The sequence below is a fragment of the Puia sp. genome (assembly GCF_035546395.1).
Lineage (GTDB): Bacteria > Bacteroidota > Bacteroidia > Chitinophagales > Chitinophagaceae > Puia.
In genome coordinates, this window is sequence record NZ_DASZXR010000016.1 from 144,782 (window position 1) to 164,500 (window position 19,719).

The following is a 19,719-nucleotide window of genomic DNA, read 5'->3' on the forward strand; positions in this document are numbered from 1 at the left end:
GAAGAATGATTGTGGGGATGCCGCAGCCAAGATGGTACCAGTTCATAAGCCTATTGAAGATCAGCCGGTTGAACATACGAACATTTTCGTCGATGTGCGATTTTGTTCAGGGGCTGTATCGGAATCGGACAGTATCCCGTCCGCCGGATTCTTTAACCGGCTGATTTAGAGCCCGGTATTCTTCAGGCATCTTTTTGGACCTTTTCAAAAGCATTTCTAAACTACTCCACATGCTGCCAAACAACCTGAAGATTGCCTGGCGCAATCTTTTCCGCAACAAACTGCATTCGGCGATCAATATCGGTGGGCTCATCATCGGGTTTACCATCGGGATCGCGGATATCCTGATCGTGTTCCTGCAATTCCAGACCAATCATCAGTATGACGGGAAACGGCTCTACGAGGTTTATACGGTGGCGCACGACCCTGCCGGAGATGTTTATGAGAATTCCTTCTCCCTGGGCCCCGGGCCGGCTTATAAGGCGGAGGCGCCGGCGATCCAACGGATGACCCGGATCGGCGACGGCGGGAACCATATCGAATACAAGGGACGCGATATTTCGATCCCGTTGACGACGGTAGACGAGGACTTCCTGTCCATGTTCTCCTTCCCGGTCGTGAAGGGCCGTGGGGCAGACGCTCTCAGAGACCTGACGGACGCGGTGGTGACGGAGGAGACTGCAAAAACCATCTTCGGCAATGAGGACCCGATCGGGAAGCATATCCGAGCGAGTGTGGGAGACAGAATGCAGGACCTGGTGGTGTCGGCGGTGGTGAAGGATCCCGTGCGAAGCACGATCCGGTTCCAGGTGCTGGCGCGGTTGGAGAACGCGCCCGACTATGCACGGAAAAAGAATAACTGGGAAGATCATAGTGTCTCCTTATATGTCCAGTTGAAGGAAAGCGCCGGGCAGCGGCTGGCTGAAGGGCAATTGCGGGAAGCCGACCGGAAACATGTGCCGGACATCTATACCGATCTGCGGAAAAAAGGCGCGAAACCGGATGCCTTGGGGGATGTGTGGGCAACCCGCCTGTTGCCGATGAAAGACGTGTATTTCAATACGACGGTGAACGGCCACCGGGCTACATCGGTCTCGGAAGTGCTGATATCGGCATCGGTGGGACTCTTCATCATCCTGATCGCCTGTTTCAACTTTGTCAATATCAGCCTGGCCGGCGCGTTTACCCGGAGCCGGGAGATGGGCGTCCGGAAATGTCTTGGTGCGCAACGGTGGCGCCTGTTCGGGCAGCTGTGGGGGGAAAGCATGCTGGTATGTGTCCTGTCGTTTGCCCTCAGCCTGGTGCTGCTGAATATACTCCTGCATTCCTTTCCCGCCTTCCAGGTGCTGCGCATATCGTTGGCGGATTTCGCGTGGCGGCCGGGATTTATCGGCCTGATGGCGGGTCTGCTGCTGTTCGTTTCCCTGATGGCAGGCGGATACCCTGCCCTGGTGATGATCCGCTTCAAAGTGGTGGAGACCCTGAAAGGGAACGTGAAAATCCACCGGCGGAGTCCGCTGCGCCGCAGCCTGATCGTACTGCAGTTCGTCATCGCCTGTGTAACGATCAGCTGTACCTTCATCCTGTATCGTCAATACCGGTTCCTGGCCCATGCCGACCTTGGAATGGCAAAAGAAACGATCATCAGTGTCCCGCTGCATTCGCCCGCCGCAGGTCATGCCGTCATTGCCAGGTTGCGGACCCGGCTGGCGGCCGATCCGCGCATTGTTTCGGTTTCGGGAAGCAATATCAACCTGGGACGGGGATCGGATCACCGGACGGTGAAGATCGGCACCAATTTTCCGTATCACGGCCGGGACGTCAGCACACTGCGTGCATGGGTAGACTATGACTACCTGAAAACCATCGGGGTGAAACCGCTGGCCGGACGGGACTTCGACCCGGCTTACGGGACCGATACGACGAATGGCTGCATTATTTCCGAGAGTATGGCCAAATCGCTGGGAGACAGCGCGATCGTGGGCAAGACGATCTACCCGGACAGCGCGGACAAAAAAGGCTGGCATATCGTGGGCGTGTTCCCCGACTTTCATTTGTATACGATGGCCGAACAGATGGAGCCGCTGACGCTCAGCCTGGACATGAACGCCCAGATCCCCTATGTGTTCATCAAGACCACCGGCAGGGACATGTTGGGGGCGATGGCGACGATAAAGCGGGAGATGGCGGAGTTGGAGCCGGGGCAGGATTTCAACGGCAGCTTTGTGGATGATAATGTCGAGGACTGGTATAAAGATGAGAAGGGGGCATCGCTGATCTTCAGCATTGCGGCAACGATCTCGATCGCGTTATCCTGTAGCGGGCTGCTGGCGATGGTCTTGCTGATGATCCAGCGGCGGGTAAAAGAGATCGGGGTCCGGAAGGTCCTTGGCGCCAGTGTGCGCAGCATCTCGGTGATGGTATCCCGGGAGTTTATTGCCCTCGTAGGGTTGGCGGTGGCGATCGCCACGCCGATCTCCTGGCTGCTGATGGACAAATTCCTGCAGCACTATCCGTACCGGATCGACATCACGGTTGGAATGTTCCTGCTGGTTGGCGCGACGGCCATCGGGATCGCCGTGGCGACCATCGCGTTCAACACCGTACGGGCGGCCCGGCAGAATCCGGTAAAAGCGCTGCGAACGGAATAAGGACCGCTAACGCGCGAAATATCCCTGCAACGCCTCCAACCCCCCTGCCAGGTAAACCAACGGCGCATTCCAGTTGATGGCAATCTCATTGGACGCGTAAGCGCCATTCTGATCCAGGTACGCCGTCTCCGGCTCGGTATACACATAATTCTCATGATCCTGGCGCCCCGGGTTCGGCCCACCCGCAAGCAGACCCGGTACGGGCGCATCGATGCCGTCGGCAATCGACGGCCGGTGATGCGGATGCAGCGGCGAACGGCTCCCGACACCCGTCACAAAACAAAGGTTGAGAGCGTTACGCCCGAGGATATAATCGAGGTTACTCAACGCCGCGTCAAGATATTTTCGATCATGCTGCGACAGCCAGGCATTGATCAGCAGCATGCCCTGGTTAGCCGCAACGGAATTGCTACCCCAGATAAAGTCTTTTGTGGACTCGCCCATCACGGTGTGAAAAGCGGTGGCGGGCATTTTCTTTACATAGGCATCGGCCATGTCCAGTAGCTGCCGATTGAGACTGTCAACGGCAGGCTGGAGACCCCGTGGCAGCACCGCCCGGTGACGCAGCAGGGAATAGTCACCCATCATCGCGACATTGGACCAGGAGGGAAGGGACAGGGGCCTGCCGATCTGCGACGCCACGACGGAAAGGCAAGCCGTATCGCCCGTAGTGACGAGCAGCTCGGCGGCAGCCCAAAACCATTCGTCGTCCAACTGGCGGTCGCCATAGGCGCCGGTGGTGACGGCGGGTTGGAAAGCCCTGTTCATCGCCTCCTGGTCGTAGATGACAGCCGGATTCTGACGGGCCCATTGCCAGGCAGCGAGGGCGGCGCGGCGGCAGGAGTCGGCAAGCCGGGGAAACTGCCGCGGGAATTTCGCGAAGATCCGGGCGGCCTGCGCAGTCACCGCCGCAAAATCGAGGGTAGCGGCGGTGCTTTTCTGGACGACATACCGCGGAGCCTTTGTCACCCCGGGCATGACCATCCCATCGAAAACTGCGTTTGTGCATTTATGATAGACACCCCCGTCGTTGGGGTCCTGCATGGTCAGCATCCACCTTAGATTGTAGAGCGCCTCGTTGAGCAGGTCAGGGACGCGCGACGCTGCATCGCGGGCGCCGGCGGGCATGGGCAACGCGGGTATGTCGGTGCGCAGGGTATCGAAGTACCCGGGGAAGTCTTCCCAGGCATCCAGCAGGGTTCCCATGGTAATGCCGGAGTTGACGATATATTTGTTATAGTCTCCGGCGTCATACCAACCACCGGGCGTGGAGACGGCAGTGCCGGCACGTCGCTCCGCGGAGGCAGCGGACGGATGGACAAGCACCGCCGTATCCGGGTGCCCGGCCGGCCGGCTCCACTCACCAGCATAACCTGGGGTCAGGGCCATCGCCGAACGCTGGTAGTAATATCCCTTCAAGGCGGCGGCCGTCAACGGGGTGAACCGGTTGGCGCCAATAGTGAACGGCCAGGAATTGGGGTAGTTGGGAACGACCACACGGTACGTCCCGGGGTGGCGAAAAGTACTGAAATCGGCAAGCCGGGTCTCGACCGAAGAATTCGCGGACGCGGTGCCGGGGCCTAACCGGCCAAAGAAAACGGTATCGACACGCCCCTGCCAGGAGGGCGCATTGTCATGGACGGAAACAAGATAAAATACATCCTTTAGAGCAAGACCGGTGACCACGGCCTGTTTGGGTCCATCCGCGTAAAAGCCTGATTGATTGAGAACGATGGCGGGGGGCGGGATGGGAGGGGTAGCTGTGGGTTGTGCGAAGAGGCAAACTGGCGTCAGGAGGAAGATCAGGAGAGCGAGCGGACGGGCTTTGCGCATGGGAAGGTGGTTGATGCAGGCAAAGATAGAATTGCTGGAGATTTATCAAATATTTCGTAAATTGAAATATATGGACTAAAACCAGGCAAAAATGAGAAAAGTAGCAGACATCCTCTCCCACAAAGGAGCCCGAATCACCTCCGTCGGACCCCAAACAACAGTCCTGGACGCCCTTCGGATCATGGCCGACCAAAACATCGGTTCGGTCATGGTGGTCGATGGAAGCAATTACGTCGGGATCATGACCGAACGGGATTATTCCCGCAAGGTGATCCTGAAGGGCAAATCATCTACCGACACACCCGTCGCCGATATCATGTCGAAGGATGTTCCCGGTGTGACACCGAACGATACGGTGGAGCATTGTATGGAGCTGATGTCGGACAAGAATATCCGCTATCTGCCGGTTTTCGAGAGTGAGAAGCTTGTCGGGATCGTTTCGATCAATGATCTCGTCCGCGAAACGATCCGGACGCATGAGGAGACGATAACTCACCTGAAGGACTATCTTCATTCCGGCATCTAGGCGAAGTACTTTCTCAGCAAAACATCGAGCTGTTCCTGGCCGAGGGGCTTGTGTTCGAACCCCGCGACTTCGGGGATCGCAAGGGTGCGTATCTCGTCGTCGGGATTAAGGGAAGTGGTGAGCATGATCAGGACGATATCGGCCTTGCGGGCCGCCGGCAGATGACGATACCGTTCGAGGAATTCCCAGCCATCCATGGCAGGCATATTGATATCGAGGAAGATGAGGTCCGGCCGGGGGGTGGCGTCCTGCAGGTAATCGAGGGCTTCCTGGCCGCTTTGAGCAATGCGGATGTGCCGGGCGCAGCCCGCCTGCTCCAGGGTCAGCCGATTCAAAAAGTTGGTCGGTTCATCGTCGTCGATCAGCAGGATGCAGTTCAATGGAGTACCCATGTTTTGCAGAGGTTGAATGGAAGAATACGCGGGGGTTGCTTTGCCGGTGGCGGATGGGGTATGACAAATGTAGAGATTGTCTTCCAGAGATACAAGATTCACGAGCTATTAACCAACATTGGGACGGAAAACGTGTAAATTTGCCCGTATGGCTGAAACGCTTCAACGGGATGAAATAGTCGTAAAGGAGATCGTCGATACGGCCAGGGCCCTGTTTAAAAAATCGGGGTTCAAAAAAACGACGATGGGTGATATCGCCCGTAGCCTGGGCAAGGCGAAAAGCTCCCTGTACTACTATTATCCCAGCAAAGAGGACATTTTCGAGGCAGTGATCTATGCCGAAATGGACGAATTGCTGGAAACCATCCACTATGCCCTGGGCCAGGCCACCACCTCCAAGGACAAGCTAACGGCCTACTGCCGGTGCCGGCTGGAAAAGCTAAGCCAGCTGTGTAACCTGAGCGATGCATTGAAGAGTGAAATTGCTGAATTGCATTGTGTTATGGCGGAGATGAAGAGCCGGTTCGATACGACCCACGTAGAGCTCGTGAAAGGTATCCTGGCCGAAGGGGTCAATAACGGAGAGTTCAAGAAGATCAACGAGGACAATATCGAACTCATCGCCTACCTGATGGTCAGCAGCTTTCGCGGACTGGCCGTACCGTTGATGGTGGGACAAGCACAAAGTCCGAAACTGGATCTGCAGATCGATTCCATAGTGGATATCATGGTCGAGGGCATCGGCCGCCGCTAGGCGGCGGCCTTTCCGGGCGCTTCCACGGCACGTACCCAGCGCGCTATCATCCGGGTGAATCCCCCACCCTTCCGATACAAATACTGAAATAGCTGAATTCCGATGGTCCCGCAGGTGATGCCGGCGAGGACGTCCAGCACATAATGATGACTGCTATAGACGGCAGCAAACCAAATACCCACCATGATCGCCGCAAAAAGCAGGTTGATCCAACGCAGGCGGAATTTTATCCCATAATACAATACGGTCAAAGGATAGGCAGCATGCAGGGAAGGCATAGCGGCGAAGACATTGCTGCTCTTGGCGTACAGACCGGCAAATACATGGACATGAAAATACTCATCCCAACGGCCAAGGCCCGCCGTGTTGCCGGGAGTATGGGCGTTGAAGCCGAAGCCATGGTACTGGACATACCAGGGCGGCGCCGCAGGACAGGCATAGTAGACGATAAAGCCGAGGAGATTGACAAGGAGGAAGCTCAACGCAAACTGGAAGAAGGCGTTTTTATCCTTATAAAAGAGATAACCCGCGAAAGCCAGCGGAAGCGGTATCCAGCAGAGATAGAAACAGCCGGCGAGGATGTCGGCCAACTCACTGCGGTGGATATACGCGAATTCATTGGGAGTCAGGATCGCGCCGTCGGCGCCTTTTATTCCAAACAGGCTTTTTTCGAGATGATAGAGACTCGCGATATGAACGGTGTTGTAGCGGTAATTGGGAAAGAGCTTCATGGAGTCGAACAGCACCCAAAATACGATGAAGACGGTGAAGCCGAGGATAAAGCGGCGCGTGGGACCGGAAAGGAAAAACAAGCCGTTGAACAGGCCGGCGAGGATGAGCTGATCGGTCTTGAAGCCGAGGAGCGCCGCGGCGAGGATGAGGTATAGCGCGGAAATGCCAAGGGCGGTCAGCGCGGTACGCAGGGTCAGCGGGGTGCCGGTGGCAGAGGAGGCCGATGAAAGCGTCGTATCCATAAAACTACACTTTTATCCGTTGGACAACCTCTTTGCCGGATTGAACATCGACAGCTTTCAGCTCGAGATATTTTACATTGGGGGACCAGAAGGTGCCGCCGGGGTCGATGCGGATATACACCCGGTTGAGGACGGCCTGGCGGCCATCGATACTGACATAAACGTGATAGCGGCTGTCGGCGGAAGACTTCATCAGGTACATAGGTGTCTTCTTCCAGGACACGAACCGGAGTTCGTAGGTGCCGTTGCCCATATCCTTTTCCTTGAGGCCATACGCGAAGTGGCGTTGGATCCAGGAAAGTTCGGCCCGCTGGCGCTGTTCCGTATACCGGATCCACAACACTTTTACCGGCTCATCCCTGTCGAGAGCGCCGTCTTTCTGGTTCAGCTCGCAGATGATGGTATTGGTGTTGGGCGTACGCTGAAGATAGAATAAAGAGTTGGAGTTCGTCGGCGGGATCGGGAAAGTGTCGACGGGGTCGTTGATCACGGCAGGCCGGGGATGGAGCACGCCCGGCGAAACGGGTGTGATGACCGCGGGTGTGGCCGCGGAGGCTGTTTGCGCACCGGTGGGCATGCCTGCGATGAGCGATAAGGAAAATATTATTAGCACAGTAGCCCCGGGCAAGGAGGACTTGCTGGCCGATTTGGCGGCAGCAGGCGCTTTGGCGGCGCCGTTGGGATTGGCGGCAGCCGTTGGGCCGGGGGCGCTGGCAGCGACAGCCCGGGCCTCGAGTGTCTTCTTTGCATCGCGGAGCCGGCCGATGGCGGTCCAGTTGGCGAGGAAGGCCATAATAGTCAGCGGGATGGTAAAGATGGAGATGGTCTCGAAGATGGGGAAATTGCTGTTGGGCCAGGCAATCTTGTAGTCGCCGCCCATCCAGCGGGAGGCGACGCCGCAGGCCAACGCCGAAACGCCGATGATGATGACCCGCTCGGGCCGCTGCATCAGGCCGTCCTTGCACTCGATGCCGAGGCCTTCGGCACGGGCGCGCGTATAGCTGACCATCATGCTGCCGATAAGGCCGATGAAGGCGAAGAGGCTGCTCATGAAATAGTGGTGGGCGACGAGATAGTAGCAGATGCCCAGGAATAGTATCAGTTCGCTATACCGGTCGAGTACCGAGTCATAAAGAGCGCCGAACGGCGAGCTCATATTCCCCAGACGGGCGACCTGCCCGTCGAGCATATCGAAGAGGCCCGCAAAAAGGATCAGCGCCCCCGCCCACCCTACATAGGACAGGTCTCCACGACGGCCCTCTTCGGCGCCGCTGATGAAGATGACGGCGACGCCGATGTTGAGGACAAGCCCGATCGTGGTGACCATATTGGGGGTCAGGCCCATCCTGATCAACAATCTCACCAACGGATTGATGACCTTATATATTCCAAGCTGTAATTTCTTTCGCGTACTCATGGGTCAGTCGAACAATTGGCAAATCTACTAAAAAATCTTCGGTCGTGGCAACCAGGCATAGCGATGGTTGTGAGCGAGGAGGACTGGGCCCGAGGGACGAAGGGCCCGAACGAACCGGAGCGTGGCGAAGCAGCTCCGGTGAGGTTCTAAGCAGGTCCGGCGACGCCCGGGGTATGTTCTAAAAATCAAACTTCGATCGTACCCGGATGCCCCACTGCGCGATCTCCGGATGATCCAGGTATGTGAACCGTTTGATGAAATCCACCCGGATCAACTTAAAGATGTTGGCAATGCCAAAGCCCGCCTCGATATACGGAGTATTGGAGAGCGAGAAGGTCTCCGTCTTGCCGTTGGTGAGCGGGAACTTCACCAACTCCGGGTTCCTGAGAGGGTTGTTCTCATCGCGAACCCCGCCGAAGAGGATCTTGCCTTCGATGACCTCCCGCCATTTGAGCTTTTTCAGCAGCGGGATCTTGTTGAAGAAGAAACCATTGAAATAATGGTCGACATAGGCGGCGGCGTAGTGATCGCTGACGAACTCGAGGAAGTTCATCAGGTTGTACGACTGCAGCTGATAGGCATAGGTCTGGTTGGCATGGTGGATATCGAGCAGCGGAAAGGGGACCTTCCCGACGACGTACCCGAAGTCCAGCGTCACATCCGTATAACCGATGACCGACTCGTAAAACCGTTTGTAAAAATTGAGGTCGAGGTTGGTATAGTTGTACTGGCCCCGGAAAGCATTCTTGATGCCCTGCGTGACGTTGAAATCGATGATGGGATATTTGTTGATGATGGGAACGCGGTAGAGCTTCCCGATATAGAACTGCTCGTGGGGCGCCCAGCGGATCTCCCCGGACACCTCCGTCGTAGTGATCGTCCGGATGGTGTCGGCGCCATTCTTCGCGACATAGGAGATCGTGCCGGCCGGGGTCTGCTCCCACCAGCGGAAGCCGAAGGCATAGGACAGATGGTTCCGCAGCTCGTGCATATAGTTGATCCGGAAGTTGTCGTTGTAGATCCACTTATCATTGTTGCCGCGTTTGAAAGACAACAGGAAGTTGTCCTCCTGGACGAACTGCAGCTGCTGGCCGGGGATCTGGGTCTCCTTTTGATACGACACCCGCAGATAGTGCTGTGGAAAGCCGTAGACCGACTTGTTGTTCAGCGAATAGGTGCCGCTCACGAAGTACTTCCATTTCTGGTCCTTGAAGCCATACGCCGCATAAGCCTCGGAATAATACCGGGTGCTGAAGTGCGTGGTCGTTCTGCCGCCGAAGCGAAGGCGGAAACCTTCGACGGGGTTGAAGCTGTAGAAAGTGCTGGCAGGACCGAGCTCCACAGGACCGGCCTGCTTATACCCCGCGATCAGAAATGTGCTCCAGTCCACCAGGCGGCGGAAGGACTTCATGCGTTTCAGGCTGTCCACATTCGCGTATACCTTGCCTTCATATTTGGTGAGCGTATCGGCGCGGTTGTTTACCCAAAATGAATCGGGCTGCGATTCGGCGCTGTCCAGGATCTCGGTGCCGGGACCCTTGAAGAGGCTGTCCGAAAGCGGCATATTCGCCTTGAAATTGACAAAGGAGACGACGCGTTCCCCATATAGACCGGTACCCGACTTGGTGATCCCGAAGTCCCCCAGCACATCGCTTTTGGTCAGCAGGTACCGGCCATCGGGCTGCCGGGTGAAATCCTGGTTGATGTTCATTCCCCGGACGAAGTTGAAGTTGATGCTCTTGCTGACAAGAAGCCTCAACTTTTGGATGGCGTACCGGCCGTCGAGGGTGATCCACATCGTCCCGCGGAACAGGAGATCGTTGGGGTTGCGGGGACGGAAGCTGAGCCGGATGAGCTTGATGTTGTCCACCTCGGTCGTGTCTTCGATGAAGTACATGTAGAAGGTGGGCGCCGACTCGGCAATGGGGCTCAGGAAGAGGTTGGTAAAGACGGAAATATTGTTGTCATAGACATTGAAGTCCTGGTAGAGCCGGTTGAGGTACATGCTGATCCCCTTCATATCGATCAGCTCGCCATAGTCCACGTTCCGTTTGCCCGTGATGATGGATTTCGTCTTCTCGGGACTCTTGCGGTAATAATTGTCGGAGTAGGTCTCCTCCAGGTAGACAGGAGAAAGACGACGGCCTTCGAGCTTGGTGGTGTCGCTGTTCTCGATAAGGAAGTGATAGGGTTTCAGCAGGCCGCTCTTCTCGATCTTGCCGTTGACCTTGTCCACGGAGACGACGAGCTTCTCGTACTTCTGGTAGGTGGCCGTAGTATAGGCCTCCATGCGGTTGGAATCCTTATGGTCGATGACCTGGCGGATCAATTCGACAGCGGGATTGCCTTTATTCCGATACCGTTGCCTCTTGTTGACGACCTTGGCTTCGGCCAGCGCTTTGAACGACCGGGAAAGGGAAAAGACGATCTCCTCCGCCGGCACCGAGTCGAGATGAAGGGTCTTTGAATTGTACCCGACGCTGGTGACGGTGATGGTGACCGCATGCTGAGGAGTGGGTATCCGGAACCGGCCTTCATTGTTCGAACGGGCCCCGCCGCGCAATCCCTTGATGGAGATGCTGGCGTTGGTAATAATGGTTTGGGTCGCGGAATCCTTGACGAAACCGCGCAACGTGACGTCCTGCGCCTGCGTTCGCAGGGCGGCAGCGAAGATCAATGAAAATAATATCCAGGCTTTGAAACTACATCCAGGCTTTATCATCCTTTTTTATTTAAATACAAATCTTTTCTGCAGTGTATAGTTATAACATACGGCAACCGTCGTGGCGACGATCACCTTGGCGAGCATATCTTTTATTCCCGTGTAATGGGTGATCAACCAGAGCCCGGATACATTCAGCAAAAAATTCCCGATCCAAACCAGCACGTAGCGGTTCAGCTGTGCCGCCCATTTCCCTTCCCGGGCGTTGAATACCCAGTTACGGCTGACCATGAAATGTGTGACACCTCCACAGAGGGTTCCCGTTGCACCGCCGGCTACAATTGGCGCTCCCGCGAAACGGATCAGCAGGAAGGTCACCAGGAAGTCAACGCCGGTGGCGAGCAGGGAGACGACTTGAGCTTTTGTAAAGGTTATCATATCAATTTACTCAATACGACGACTTGCAGCAACAGGTTGGCATAGACTCCTGCCAGCATATCATCCATCATCACGCCCCACCCGCTTCTCAAATGCTCCATCCTACGGATACCCAACGGTTTAGCAATGTCAAAAAATCTAAAAAGCAGCAGTCCGATGGCTATATACGGCCAGCGGACGGGCACAAAACACAGGGTAAGGCACATTCCGGCCACTTCATCGATAACAACCCGGTAGCTGTCTTCCCCCCATTCCGCCTCAACTTTATTTGCACTCCAGACACCGAGAGCCCAAAAAACGCCGGTGACACCCAACTGGAGGGCCATTTCACTAAAATGCTCATTTCCACCCGCCCAGGCAAAATACCAAGCTATACAACAGACGGCAGCGGCAATTGTTCCCCCACCCTTTGGAGTATAGCCTATTCCCAGGCAAGTGGAAATGAGTCTATGGATCAACGCCATCAGGCTGTGATTTCTTCCTCCGCGAAGGTCAGGCGGTCAGGATTGACCAGCTCTTCTCCCATGAGTTTTCGCAGGGCGTTCTGCAACACCGTCAGCTGTTTGAAAATGTCATGCTCGGGACGGAATCCGGGAGCGGTCTGCGGCGACTTGAAATAGAACGACAGCCATTCCTGTACACCGCTGAGGCCGGCTCTTTTGGCGAGGTCGCCGAAAAGCGCCAGGTCGAGTACCAGGGGGGCTGCAAGGATCGAGTCGCGACAGAGAAAGTTGATCTTTATCTGCATGGAGTAACCCAGCCAGCCGAAGATGTCGATATTGTCCCAGCTTTCCTTGTTGTCGCCGTGTGGAGGGTAGTAGTTGATGCGGATCTTATGGTAAAGGTCGCTGTAGAGTTCGGGGGACAGCTCCGGCCTCAGGATATCTTCAAGAACGCTGAGCTTGGAAACCTCCTTGGTGCGGAAATTATCCGGTTCGTCAAGCACATAGCCATCGCGGTTACCGAGGATGTTGGTGCTGAACCAGCCCTTTACCCCGAGGGCCCGGGCTTGCAGACCGGGAGCAAGGATGGTCTTCATGAGGGTCTGGCCGGTCTTGAAGTCCTTGCCGCCAATCGGTGTTCTCGTGATGGCTGCAAGCTCGGTGAGGGCAGGGATATCGACGGTCAGGTTGGGAGCGCCATTGAGGAACGGCACGCCCAGCTTCAGCGCCGCATACGCATAGATCATGCTGGGGGCGATGCGCGGATCGTTCTCTTTCAGGCCTTTTTCAAAGGCTGCCAGCGATTCGTGAACGTCGGATACTTCGGTGTACTTCTCGGTACTGCCGCACCATACGATGACGAGACGATCGCAGCCCCTTGTTTCCTGGAAGGCCTGCATGTCTTCCATGAGGGCTTTTGCGAGGGCCATTTTGGTGTCGGCCTGCTTGATATGGGTGCCGTCGAGATTTTTGATATAGGCCTTGTCGAAAACAGCCTTCATCGGCCTGATGGCTTCCAGTTCGCTGCGGAGAGCCAGCAGGGTGCCCGCTTCGAGCACTTTTGCCCGGCTTGCAGCTTCGTATACATTATCTTCATAGACGTCCCATCCGCCGAATACGATGTCATTCAGGCTGGCGAGAGGCGCGAAATCCTTGATCTTCGGATAGTTGTTTCCCGTCTTGCGGTTGAGATGGATGTTTCCCATCTGGGTGAGAGAGCCGATCGGTTGAGCAATGCCTTTCTTGATAGCTTCTACGCCTGCGATTAGGGTTGTTGCCACCGCGCCCATGCCGGGGAGCAACACGCCCAGACGCCCTGTCGCTTCTTTTACTTCCATTGTTGATTGGTTTTTTGCGTGAATCGTGCGCCGGGATGGTTTTGATCCGAAGGTGACCATCCCCGGTGCACGGCTAATGATGGGCCTTCGGCCGGCAGCTGTGAGGCCTGCCGGGCAGAGTTGAATTTGAGTTGAATGGGCAAAATTATCGAAATAATCAATTTTCGAACAAAATTGTTTTTTGGTCGAAAAATTTTGCTAAAATTTTCGAGTTAGCGGATTACCGGGTGTTTATCTATGGCAAGCAGGCAGTTGGGGTCACAAGATAGCGGGGGACGGCCAGCGAAGATAGTTAAAGTCGGCGAACGGTCGGGATTGGAGGGCGAATTGCCGGATTGGCAGGGTAAGCTGCGGCGCTCAGATAGTTAGGACCCGGTCGCGCGCAATGTTCTTCCAACTTCCGGTGACACGGCCGTCTTCGACCGTGACGGCGCGGTCGTAAAGGGCGACGGTGGGACATACATGATAGGGAACCCCATAGAACACATCGCCGACCCGGCACATCGCGGCTGCATCGGTCTCGACGACCAGATGCTCTTCGCTTTGACCGATGGGCTTCAGGTCCGGGCCGTTGAGGAAGAAGACGCGGCGGCTAAGCTCGTTCTCGGCGGCGATGGATTTGTGACCAAGGTCGAGACACAAGCGGGTTCCGCTTCGTTTGGAGATCACCCGGCTGACGACCAGGGCCGCAGGCTGAAAGGGCTGGTCGGGGAAGCCGTCGCCATACCCTTTGTCCCAGTAGACGAAGGTGCCGGGACTGCATTGGACCGGCGCAGACGGAGTCCGCGCCCCATCATCGGCGATCGCGGCGCGTTTCGCATGCACCGGGAATGTCGGTGAACCACCGGCGACAATGGTCATCCGCGCCGCCTTTACACCGGCAATGGCGCCGATGCTCTCTCGCAGCGCTTCGACTTTGGCGAACCCCTCGTCGCATTTGCGGGTGCGTTCGGCAACATCGGCATCGCGGATATGACCGTCATAAGCATGCAGGCCGACCGGTGTGATGCCCTTTGTCTCTGCCGCCAACTGATACAACTGTATCGCCTCGTCGCCGGGCGCGATGCCCGTGCGGTCCATCCCCACGTTGATGTCCAGGTAGACAGGAACATCCAAACCCGCACCCGCGAAGGTTTTTGCCATCGCCGTTGCAGCATCGGGGTTGTCGATCAGGCAGGAGAAGAGTGTGGCGGGATACTTCCGGATGAGTTGCGCAAACCGCTCAGCCTTCGGACCGATAGGCTGGTAAGCAAGCAACACATCCGGAGCTCCTTCGATGGCGAGCATTTCGGCTTCGGCGATAGTCGCACACTTGAAGCGCGTGATGCCCGCGGCCAGCTGCAGGCGCGTGCAATCGGGACTCTTGTGGGTCTTGACATGCGGCCGCAGGCGATCGGCGCTGCCCGTCATCGCAATGGCGGCGCGGATGTTTTCCTTCACCCGCTCGGGGAAGACGACAAGCGCCGGAGTGTCCAGCGTTTCGACGTTTGCAATTCGATACCAGTCCATACCACTAATGTAGCTCAAAAATCACTTCTATCTCAACCGGAATATTACCCGGCAGGGAACCCATGCCGACGGCGCTGCGCACTCCTACCCCATTATCAGGCCCCCAGACCTGGGCGAAGAGTTCACTGCATCCATTGATCACATAAGGATGGCGTTCGAAATCGGGCGTGCAGCCGACCATGCCGAGCGTCTTGATCACGCGCCTGACCTTGTCGAGGCTGCCGAGGTTAGCCCTGACCGTGGCGAGAATCGCGAGGCCCACCTGACGGGCAGCCAGCTTGCCCTGGTCAGCGTCGAGATCCTGGCCAACCCGCCCGACAATGAGGGTCTTGTCGTCACGCAAGGGGCCATGACCGGACACATATAAATATTTACCATCGGTGAGACAGGGTTTGTAGACGCCCATGGGAGCCGGGGCGGGGGGAAGGGATAAGTTGAGGGCCGCGAAATTCTGCTCGGGTGTAGTGCTCATGTTTTTACCTTAGTGGGTGGTTGTATAAAAAACTTGCTGGCGAATGTAGTATATTTAGAGACACTAACGACAACGCTTGTAATCATGAAAAAGACATCCCGCAGAGATTTTCTTTCCCGCACCGCGCTGACGCTGGGTGCGATTGCCGGCCTTCCCGCGTTTAAGGGAATCGCCGGGACCGGACACATCATGGAGGCCGCCCGTATGATGAATATCCCAATTGGCTTTCAGACCTGGGCGGTAAAAGAGAGGATGGCCAAAGACTTTCCCGGAACCTTGAAGACGATGGCGGGTCTTGGCTATAAACTGGCCGAGTTGTGTTCACCGGCGGGCTATGAGACCATCGGGTTCGGCTTCCTGAAGGGAAAGACAGGGCAGGAAATAAAGGCGACGATCAACGACGCGGGACTGGAATGTCCAAGCTGCCACTATGGTTTTGGCGAGTTCGCGCCGGATAAGATCGACAAGACCATCGAGTTCGCCCATGCGCTGGGTCTTAGCCAGATGATCTGCAGCACCTTCTGGCTGCCGAAGACGAGTACGCTGAAGGACTACACCGATCACGCGGAGCAACTGAACAAAGCGGCCGAAAAGATAAAGGCCGCCGGGATGCAAGCCGGCTTCCACAACCACGACTTCGAGTTTGCCACCCTCGACGGAACGCTCATCTACGACGCATTGATGAAGGCCTTCGATGCCTCACTGGTCAGGATGCAGTTCCAGACCGAAGTGATCAACCTGGGCTACAAGGCGGCGACGTACTTTAATAAATATCCCGGCCGGTTCATCTCATCCCATTTAAGCGACTGGACCGCCGACAAGAAAGAAGTACCCGTAGGCCAAGGGGTTATCGACTGGAAGGAGTTCTTTGCCGCGGCGAAGACGGGCGGGGTGAAGAATTTCTTCGTCGAAATGAGCTTCGACACCTTCGAGGACAGCGCGAAATATATCCGCAAATTGTAAAGCCCGTTGCCCGCGATGCCGGCCATACGCCATCCGGCCACCTCAGGAAGGATAGTTGGTTGTGATATGATATCTATCTTCCAACAGCCATAATTTTGCGCCGCCTTTTATGCCGTCCAGGTTGGAAAACCGGTGGATGTTCGGCTCGACGGGCAGTTTGAGCTTGTCCACATTGCCGCCGCCGACATAGAGCCGGTCGTAGTTGAAGACGGTCTTCAACACCTTGAAGACCTTTTCCATTCTTTTGTTCCATTTCTTTTTTCCCGCCTCTTCCAGCGCGGCCGCGCCGATGTAGGCGTCGTAGTCGCGGCCTTTGCTGATGGGATGATGCGCGAGCTCCAGGTGGGGAAGCAGGTAGCCGTCGATGACGACGGCGGTTCCGAAACCGGTACCCAGGGTGACGGCGAGCTCGAACCCCTTTCCGCTGACGACGCCAAGGCCGAGCTGATCGGCATCGTTGACGAGACGAACGGGTGTCCTCAGGGCATCGGCGATCCGCTGTCCCAGGGGTATCTCCTTCCAATGCTCGGTGAACAGGTTCGGGGCGGTGAATACGATCCCGTTACGAACGTAGCCAGGGAAGCCGACGGAGACTTTCTCATAGGGCGGCATATCTTTCGCGATCTGGCGAACGATATCCAAGACGCCGCCGGAGGTCACCTGCGGCGGCGTGACGAATTTCTTGTATTCGGTCTGCTGATGGCCCTGAGGGTCGAGGATAGTGCCTTTGATATGTGAGCCGCCAATGTCGATGGCGAGGATGTTGCCGGTCGCGTCCATTGAATTGTTTTAATAAAGGTACGGGATTGCAACAATTAGGCCGCCTCCCTACCCTATTCGATCCGAAGACTCTCGACGGGATTGGCAAGCGCCGTCTTGATCGTTTGAAAGCTGAGGGTCGCAAGAGCAACCAGCAGCAGCCCCACGCCGCCGGCGACGAAGACCCAGGCGCTCATCGGGGTCCGGTAAGCGAAGTTGCTCAGCCAACGGTCGGCTGCCCACCAGGCGACGGGGATCGCGATAGCGGAGGCCAGCAGAACGAGCCGGAGGAACTCGGCCGACAAAATGGCGATGACATTGGCGACAGTGGCGCCGAGGACCTTGCGGATGCCGATCTCTTTGGTGCGGGAGTTGGTAGTATAGACGACAAGTCCTAACAGGCCCAGGCAGCTGATGCCGATAGTGAGGCCGGTGGCCCAATAGAGCAAATGGATGATATCCTGCTCGGCTTTGTACCATTGGGCAATCTTGCGATCGACGAAGGAATATTCCAGGTCGCCGTCGGGATAGACCTCGTGAAAGGCTTTTTGAAGCCGGTCGATGACGCCGGGCGCTACGGCGAGCGAAGCGAGCCGGATATGAAAAATGTCCCCTGCGCGATTGGTCATCTCCAGTGGCTGGATGGCTTCATGCATGGATTCCTCATGGAAGTCTGCCATGACGCCTACGATGGGCATGTCCTTCTTCCCATAAAAGGTCAACCGCTGGCCCAGGGCATCCGCAGGTTTATTGAACCCGAGGATCCGCGCATAGGTGTTGTTGATGAGAACTTCGGTGGCCGTGTCGCTGTTGCGAAGATTGCGGCCGGCAAGCAGCCGGATGTCATAGAGACGCAGGTAGGTGCTGTCGCCCCAGCGGGTCAATACATCCGCCTTGATATCCGGCCGGGCCTTGAAACTGACCCCGCCGACCGCGCCGCCGTCGCCACCCGGGCTAAAGAACCCCCGGCTGGCCATTGCTACACCGGGAATAGCCTTAACCAGCTCGAACAAGTGCTTTTTATGGGTGGCCACCGAATCCCAGGGGGTATTGAACGTAAGGATGGCCGTACGACGAAAGCCGAGGTCCTGGTTGAGGCCGTAATAGATCTGCTTGCCGACCAGCAGCGTGGCAATGACGAAGAACTGGGCTATAACGAACTGTCCTACGGTGAGGATTCGGCGAAGACGGGCGCCGCTGGTGTTGCTGGCAGGACAGTAATGCTGATCCTTCAGGACCCTTACCGGGTTGAAACCCGATAGCAGGAAGGCAGGGTAAGCGCCTGACAAAACGGTCAGAACAGGGACCAGTAAGGCGAGAAAGAGCAGGCTGCCGGGATGGCGCAACCAATCGGCATGGAGATCGGGAGGAATAAAGCCGGAGAAGGCTTCGATCAGCACGGGCGTGAGGGCCATCGAAAGGGCGGTAGCAACCAGGACGAGGAAGAAGGTTTCGCCAAGGAACAGCCGGATGAGCTGCCCACGCGAGCCGCCCATGGTCTTCCGGACGCCGATCTCTTTTGCGCGGCGCGTAGCCTGGGCAGTGGACAAATTGATAAAATTGATGGTGGCCAGCAGCAACAGGAAGGCGGCGATCGCCAGAAGACCGTACAGCGCCGATTTGGAAGCGACGCGACGACCCGGACTGTGGTAGATCGGGTCGAAATGAATATCGGCCAGGGCAAGCAGCTTGAGATGCCAGCCGTCCTTGCTTTTGGCGCTGGAGGGATTGTATTTTCGGTACAGCGCGTCGAGCTGGGCTTCGGCGCGGGCCCGGGTGACGCCGGGAGCCAGTTTCACGTAGAGGTGGTTATAGCCCATCCAGTCATCCCATTTGTTCATCATGAATTCATGCTGTAACCAGGTTTTTGCAATAGTCGCATGGGAGATGAATTCGGCGGCGCCAAGATCCGTATGCTCGTCTTCGTCCTTTACGACCCCCGATACGGTCACGAGCATCTTGTCGTAGCTGAGCTGTCTGCCGACGACATCCGCCGGCGTTTCATTGGGGAAATAGAGCCGGGCCCGGCTTTCGGTCAGGACGACCCGGAAAGGATCGCTCATCGAGGCCTGCGGCGAGCCGGCCAGCCATCGATGCGGGACGAGCGTGAAATATTCGGGGGTGGTATAGACGATGTTGGTTTGCTTTTTGAATTCCGTGGGCTTATTGCCGCCAACGATGACTTTGGCCGTGCCGTCCACCTGGTACGTGAAATAAGGTACTGCGAGTTCAAGACCGGTGAGTTCGTTTTGGACGGCTTCACCCAACGGACCCGGGACGGCGCCCGCATGGGCGGCGTTGCCGTTGAAAGAGCCTTCCTGTACAACCTCGAAGATGCGGTCGCGGTTGGGTTCGAATCGATCGAAGGAAAGTTCATAGTCGGCGACCCAGAAGATAACCAGGGCGGCGCTGATGCCGATGGAAAGACCGAGGATGTTGATGACGCTAAAGAGCCGGCTGCTGCGGAAAGCGCGGGCGGCGTTACGGAAATAGGTTGTTAGCATATAGTTGGCGTTGGACCTTGTGGACACCCAAGAAGGTGCCGGAAATCACCCGGATTGTCTTTCAAGCCATTACAGGTTGGCCACC

At 56.6% G+C, this 19,719-nt stretch carries 16 protein-coding genes and 1 pseudogene; 5 read left to right on the plus strand and 12 right to left on the minus strand.

Features of this window, described 5'->3' with window-relative positions; all coding sequences use genetic code 11:
* Window positions 1-230 precede the first annotated feature (230 nt).
* Window positions 231-2,651 (plus strand): ABC transporter permease, encoded by a 2,421-nt coding sequence (locus tag VHE34_RS21670; RefSeq protein WP_325591785.1) that lies wholly within the window; start codon window positions 231-233, stop codon window positions 2,649-2,651.
* 6 nt (window positions 2,652-2,657) lie between these two features.
* On the opposite strand, the gene VHE34_RS21675 is transcribed toward VHE34_RS21670, so the two are convergent.
* Window positions 2,658-4,484 carry a glycoside hydrolase family 9 protein gene (locus tag VHE34_RS21675; RefSeq protein WP_325591787.1) on the minus strand — a complete coding sequence of 609 codons (1,827 nt, stop codon included), beginning with the start codon at window positions 4,482-4,484 and terminating at the stop codon, window positions 2,658-2,660.
* A gap of 91 nt (window positions 4,485-4,575) precedes the next feature.
* Between VHE34_RS21675 and VHE34_RS21680 the strand changes: the two genes are divergently transcribed.
* Window positions 4,576-5,010: a CBS domain-containing protein gene (locus VHE34_RS21680; protein ID WP_325591788.1), complete on the plus strand. Its 435-nt coding sequence runs from the start codon at window positions 4,576-4,578 to the stop codon at window positions 5,008-5,010.
* Here the strand turns inward: VHE34_RS21680 and VHE34_RS21685 are convergent.
* Complete coding sequence (locus VHE34_RS21685; protein WP_325591790.1) at window positions 5,007-5,504, minus strand: response regulator; 498 nt, start codon at window positions 5,502-5,504, stop codon at window positions 5,007-5,009. The genes VHE34_RS21680 and VHE34_RS21685 overlap by 4 nt on opposite strands.
* A gap of 46 nt (window positions 5,505-5,550) precedes the next feature.
* On the opposite strand from VHE34_RS21685, the gene VHE34_RS21690 reads away from it, so the two are divergent.
* Entirely contained in the window at window positions 5,551-6,156 is a 606-nt protein-coding gene (locus tag VHE34_RS21690) for a TetR/AcrR family transcriptional regulator (RefSeq protein ID WP_325591792.1), read from the plus strand.
* Here the strand turns inward: VHE34_RS21690 and VHE34_RS21695 are convergent.
* From VHE34_RS21695 to VHE34_RS21730, 8 genes are all read right to left on the minus strand, one after another.
* Window positions 6,153-7,130 (minus strand): phosphatase PAP2 family protein, encoded by a 978-nt coding sequence (locus tag VHE34_RS21695; RefSeq protein WP_325591793.1) that lies wholly within the window; start codon window positions 7,128-7,130, stop codon window positions 6,153-6,155. The two genes, VHE34_RS21690 and VHE34_RS21695, sit on opposite strands and share 4 nt — an antisense overlap.
* A gap of 4 nt (window positions 7,131-7,134) precedes the next feature.
* Window positions 7,135-8,547 (minus strand): DUF4833 domain-containing protein, encoded by a 1,413-nt coding sequence (locus VHE34_RS21700; protein ID WP_325591794.1) that lies wholly within the window; start codon window positions 8,545-8,547, stop codon window positions 7,135-7,137.
* A gap of 178 nt (window positions 8,548-8,725) precedes the next feature.
* A complete protein-coding gene (locus tag VHE34_RS21705; RefSeq protein ID WP_325591796.1) occupies window positions 8,726-11,269 on the minus strand; it encodes a DUF5686 family protein in 2,544 nt (847 codons plus the stop codon).
* A gap of 6 nt (window positions 11,270-11,275) precedes the next feature.
* A complete protein-coding gene (locus VHE34_RS21710) occupies window positions 11,276-11,647 on the minus strand; it encodes a GtrA family protein (RefSeq protein ID WP_325591797.1) in 372 nt (123 codons plus the stop codon).
* Window positions 11,644-12,111 (minus strand): phosphatidylglycerophosphatase A, encoded by a 468-nt coding sequence (locus tag VHE34_RS21715; protein ID WP_325591798.1) that lies wholly within the window; start codon window positions 12,109-12,111, stop codon window positions 11,644-11,646. The genes VHE34_RS21710 and VHE34_RS21715 overlap by 4 nt, the downstream gene beginning before the upstream one ends.
* Window positions 12,111-13,427: an inositol-3-phosphate synthase gene (locus tag VHE34_RS21720; RefSeq protein WP_325591800.1), complete on the minus strand. Its 1,317-nt coding sequence runs from the start codon at window positions 13,425-13,427 to the stop codon at window positions 12,111-12,113. The genes VHE34_RS21715 and VHE34_RS21720 overlap by 1 nt, the downstream gene beginning before the upstream one ends.
* A 357-nt stretch (window positions 13,428-13,784) precedes the next feature.
* A complete protein-coding gene (locus tag VHE34_RS21725) occupies window positions 13,785-14,936 on the minus strand; it encodes a D-TA family PLP-dependent enzyme (RefSeq protein WP_325591801.1) in 1,152 nt (383 codons plus the stop codon).
* Window positions 14,937-14,940: 4 nt separating this feature from the next.
* On the minus strand, window positions 14,941-15,408 hold the full coding sequence (locus VHE34_RS21730) for a RidA family protein (RefSeq protein WP_325591802.1): 468 nt from the start codon (window positions 15,406-15,408) through the stop codon (window positions 14,941-14,943).
* An 84-nt stretch (window positions 15,409-15,492) separates the two neighbouring features.
* On the opposite strand from VHE34_RS21730, the gene VHE34_RS21735 reads away from it, so the two are divergent.
* The gene (locus tag VHE34_RS21735; protein WP_325591804.1) at window positions 15,493-16,371 is read left to right on the plus strand and encodes a sugar phosphate isomerase/epimerase family protein; all 879 of its coding nucleotides are present in this window, start codon (window positions 15,493-15,495) and stop codon (window positions 16,369-16,371) included.
* 42 nt (window positions 16,372-16,413) lie between these two features.
* On the opposite strand, the gene VHE34_RS21740 is transcribed toward VHE34_RS21735, so the two are convergent.
* On the minus strand, window positions 16,414-17,151 hold the full coding sequence (locus tag VHE34_RS21740; protein ID WP_325591805.1) for an ROK family protein: 738 nt from the start codon (window positions 17,149-17,151) through the stop codon (window positions 16,414-16,416).
* Between the two features lie 60 nt (window positions 17,152-17,211).
* Between VHE34_RS21740 and VHE34_RS31195 the strand changes: the two genes are divergently transcribed.
* Entirely contained in the window at window positions 17,212-17,259 is a 48-nt protein-coding gene (locus VHE34_RS31195) for a hypothetical protein (protein ID WP_414709927.1), read from the plus strand.
* On the opposite strand, the pseudogene VHE34_RS21745 reads toward VHE34_RS31195, so the two are convergent.
* A pseudogene (locus VHE34_RS21745) lies at window positions 17,256-19,634 on the minus strand (ABC transporter permease); the annotation flags it as partial. The gene VHE34_RS31195 and the pseudogene VHE34_RS21745 sit on opposite strands and share 4 nt — an antisense overlap.
* Window positions 19,635-19,719 lie beyond the last annotated feature (85 nt).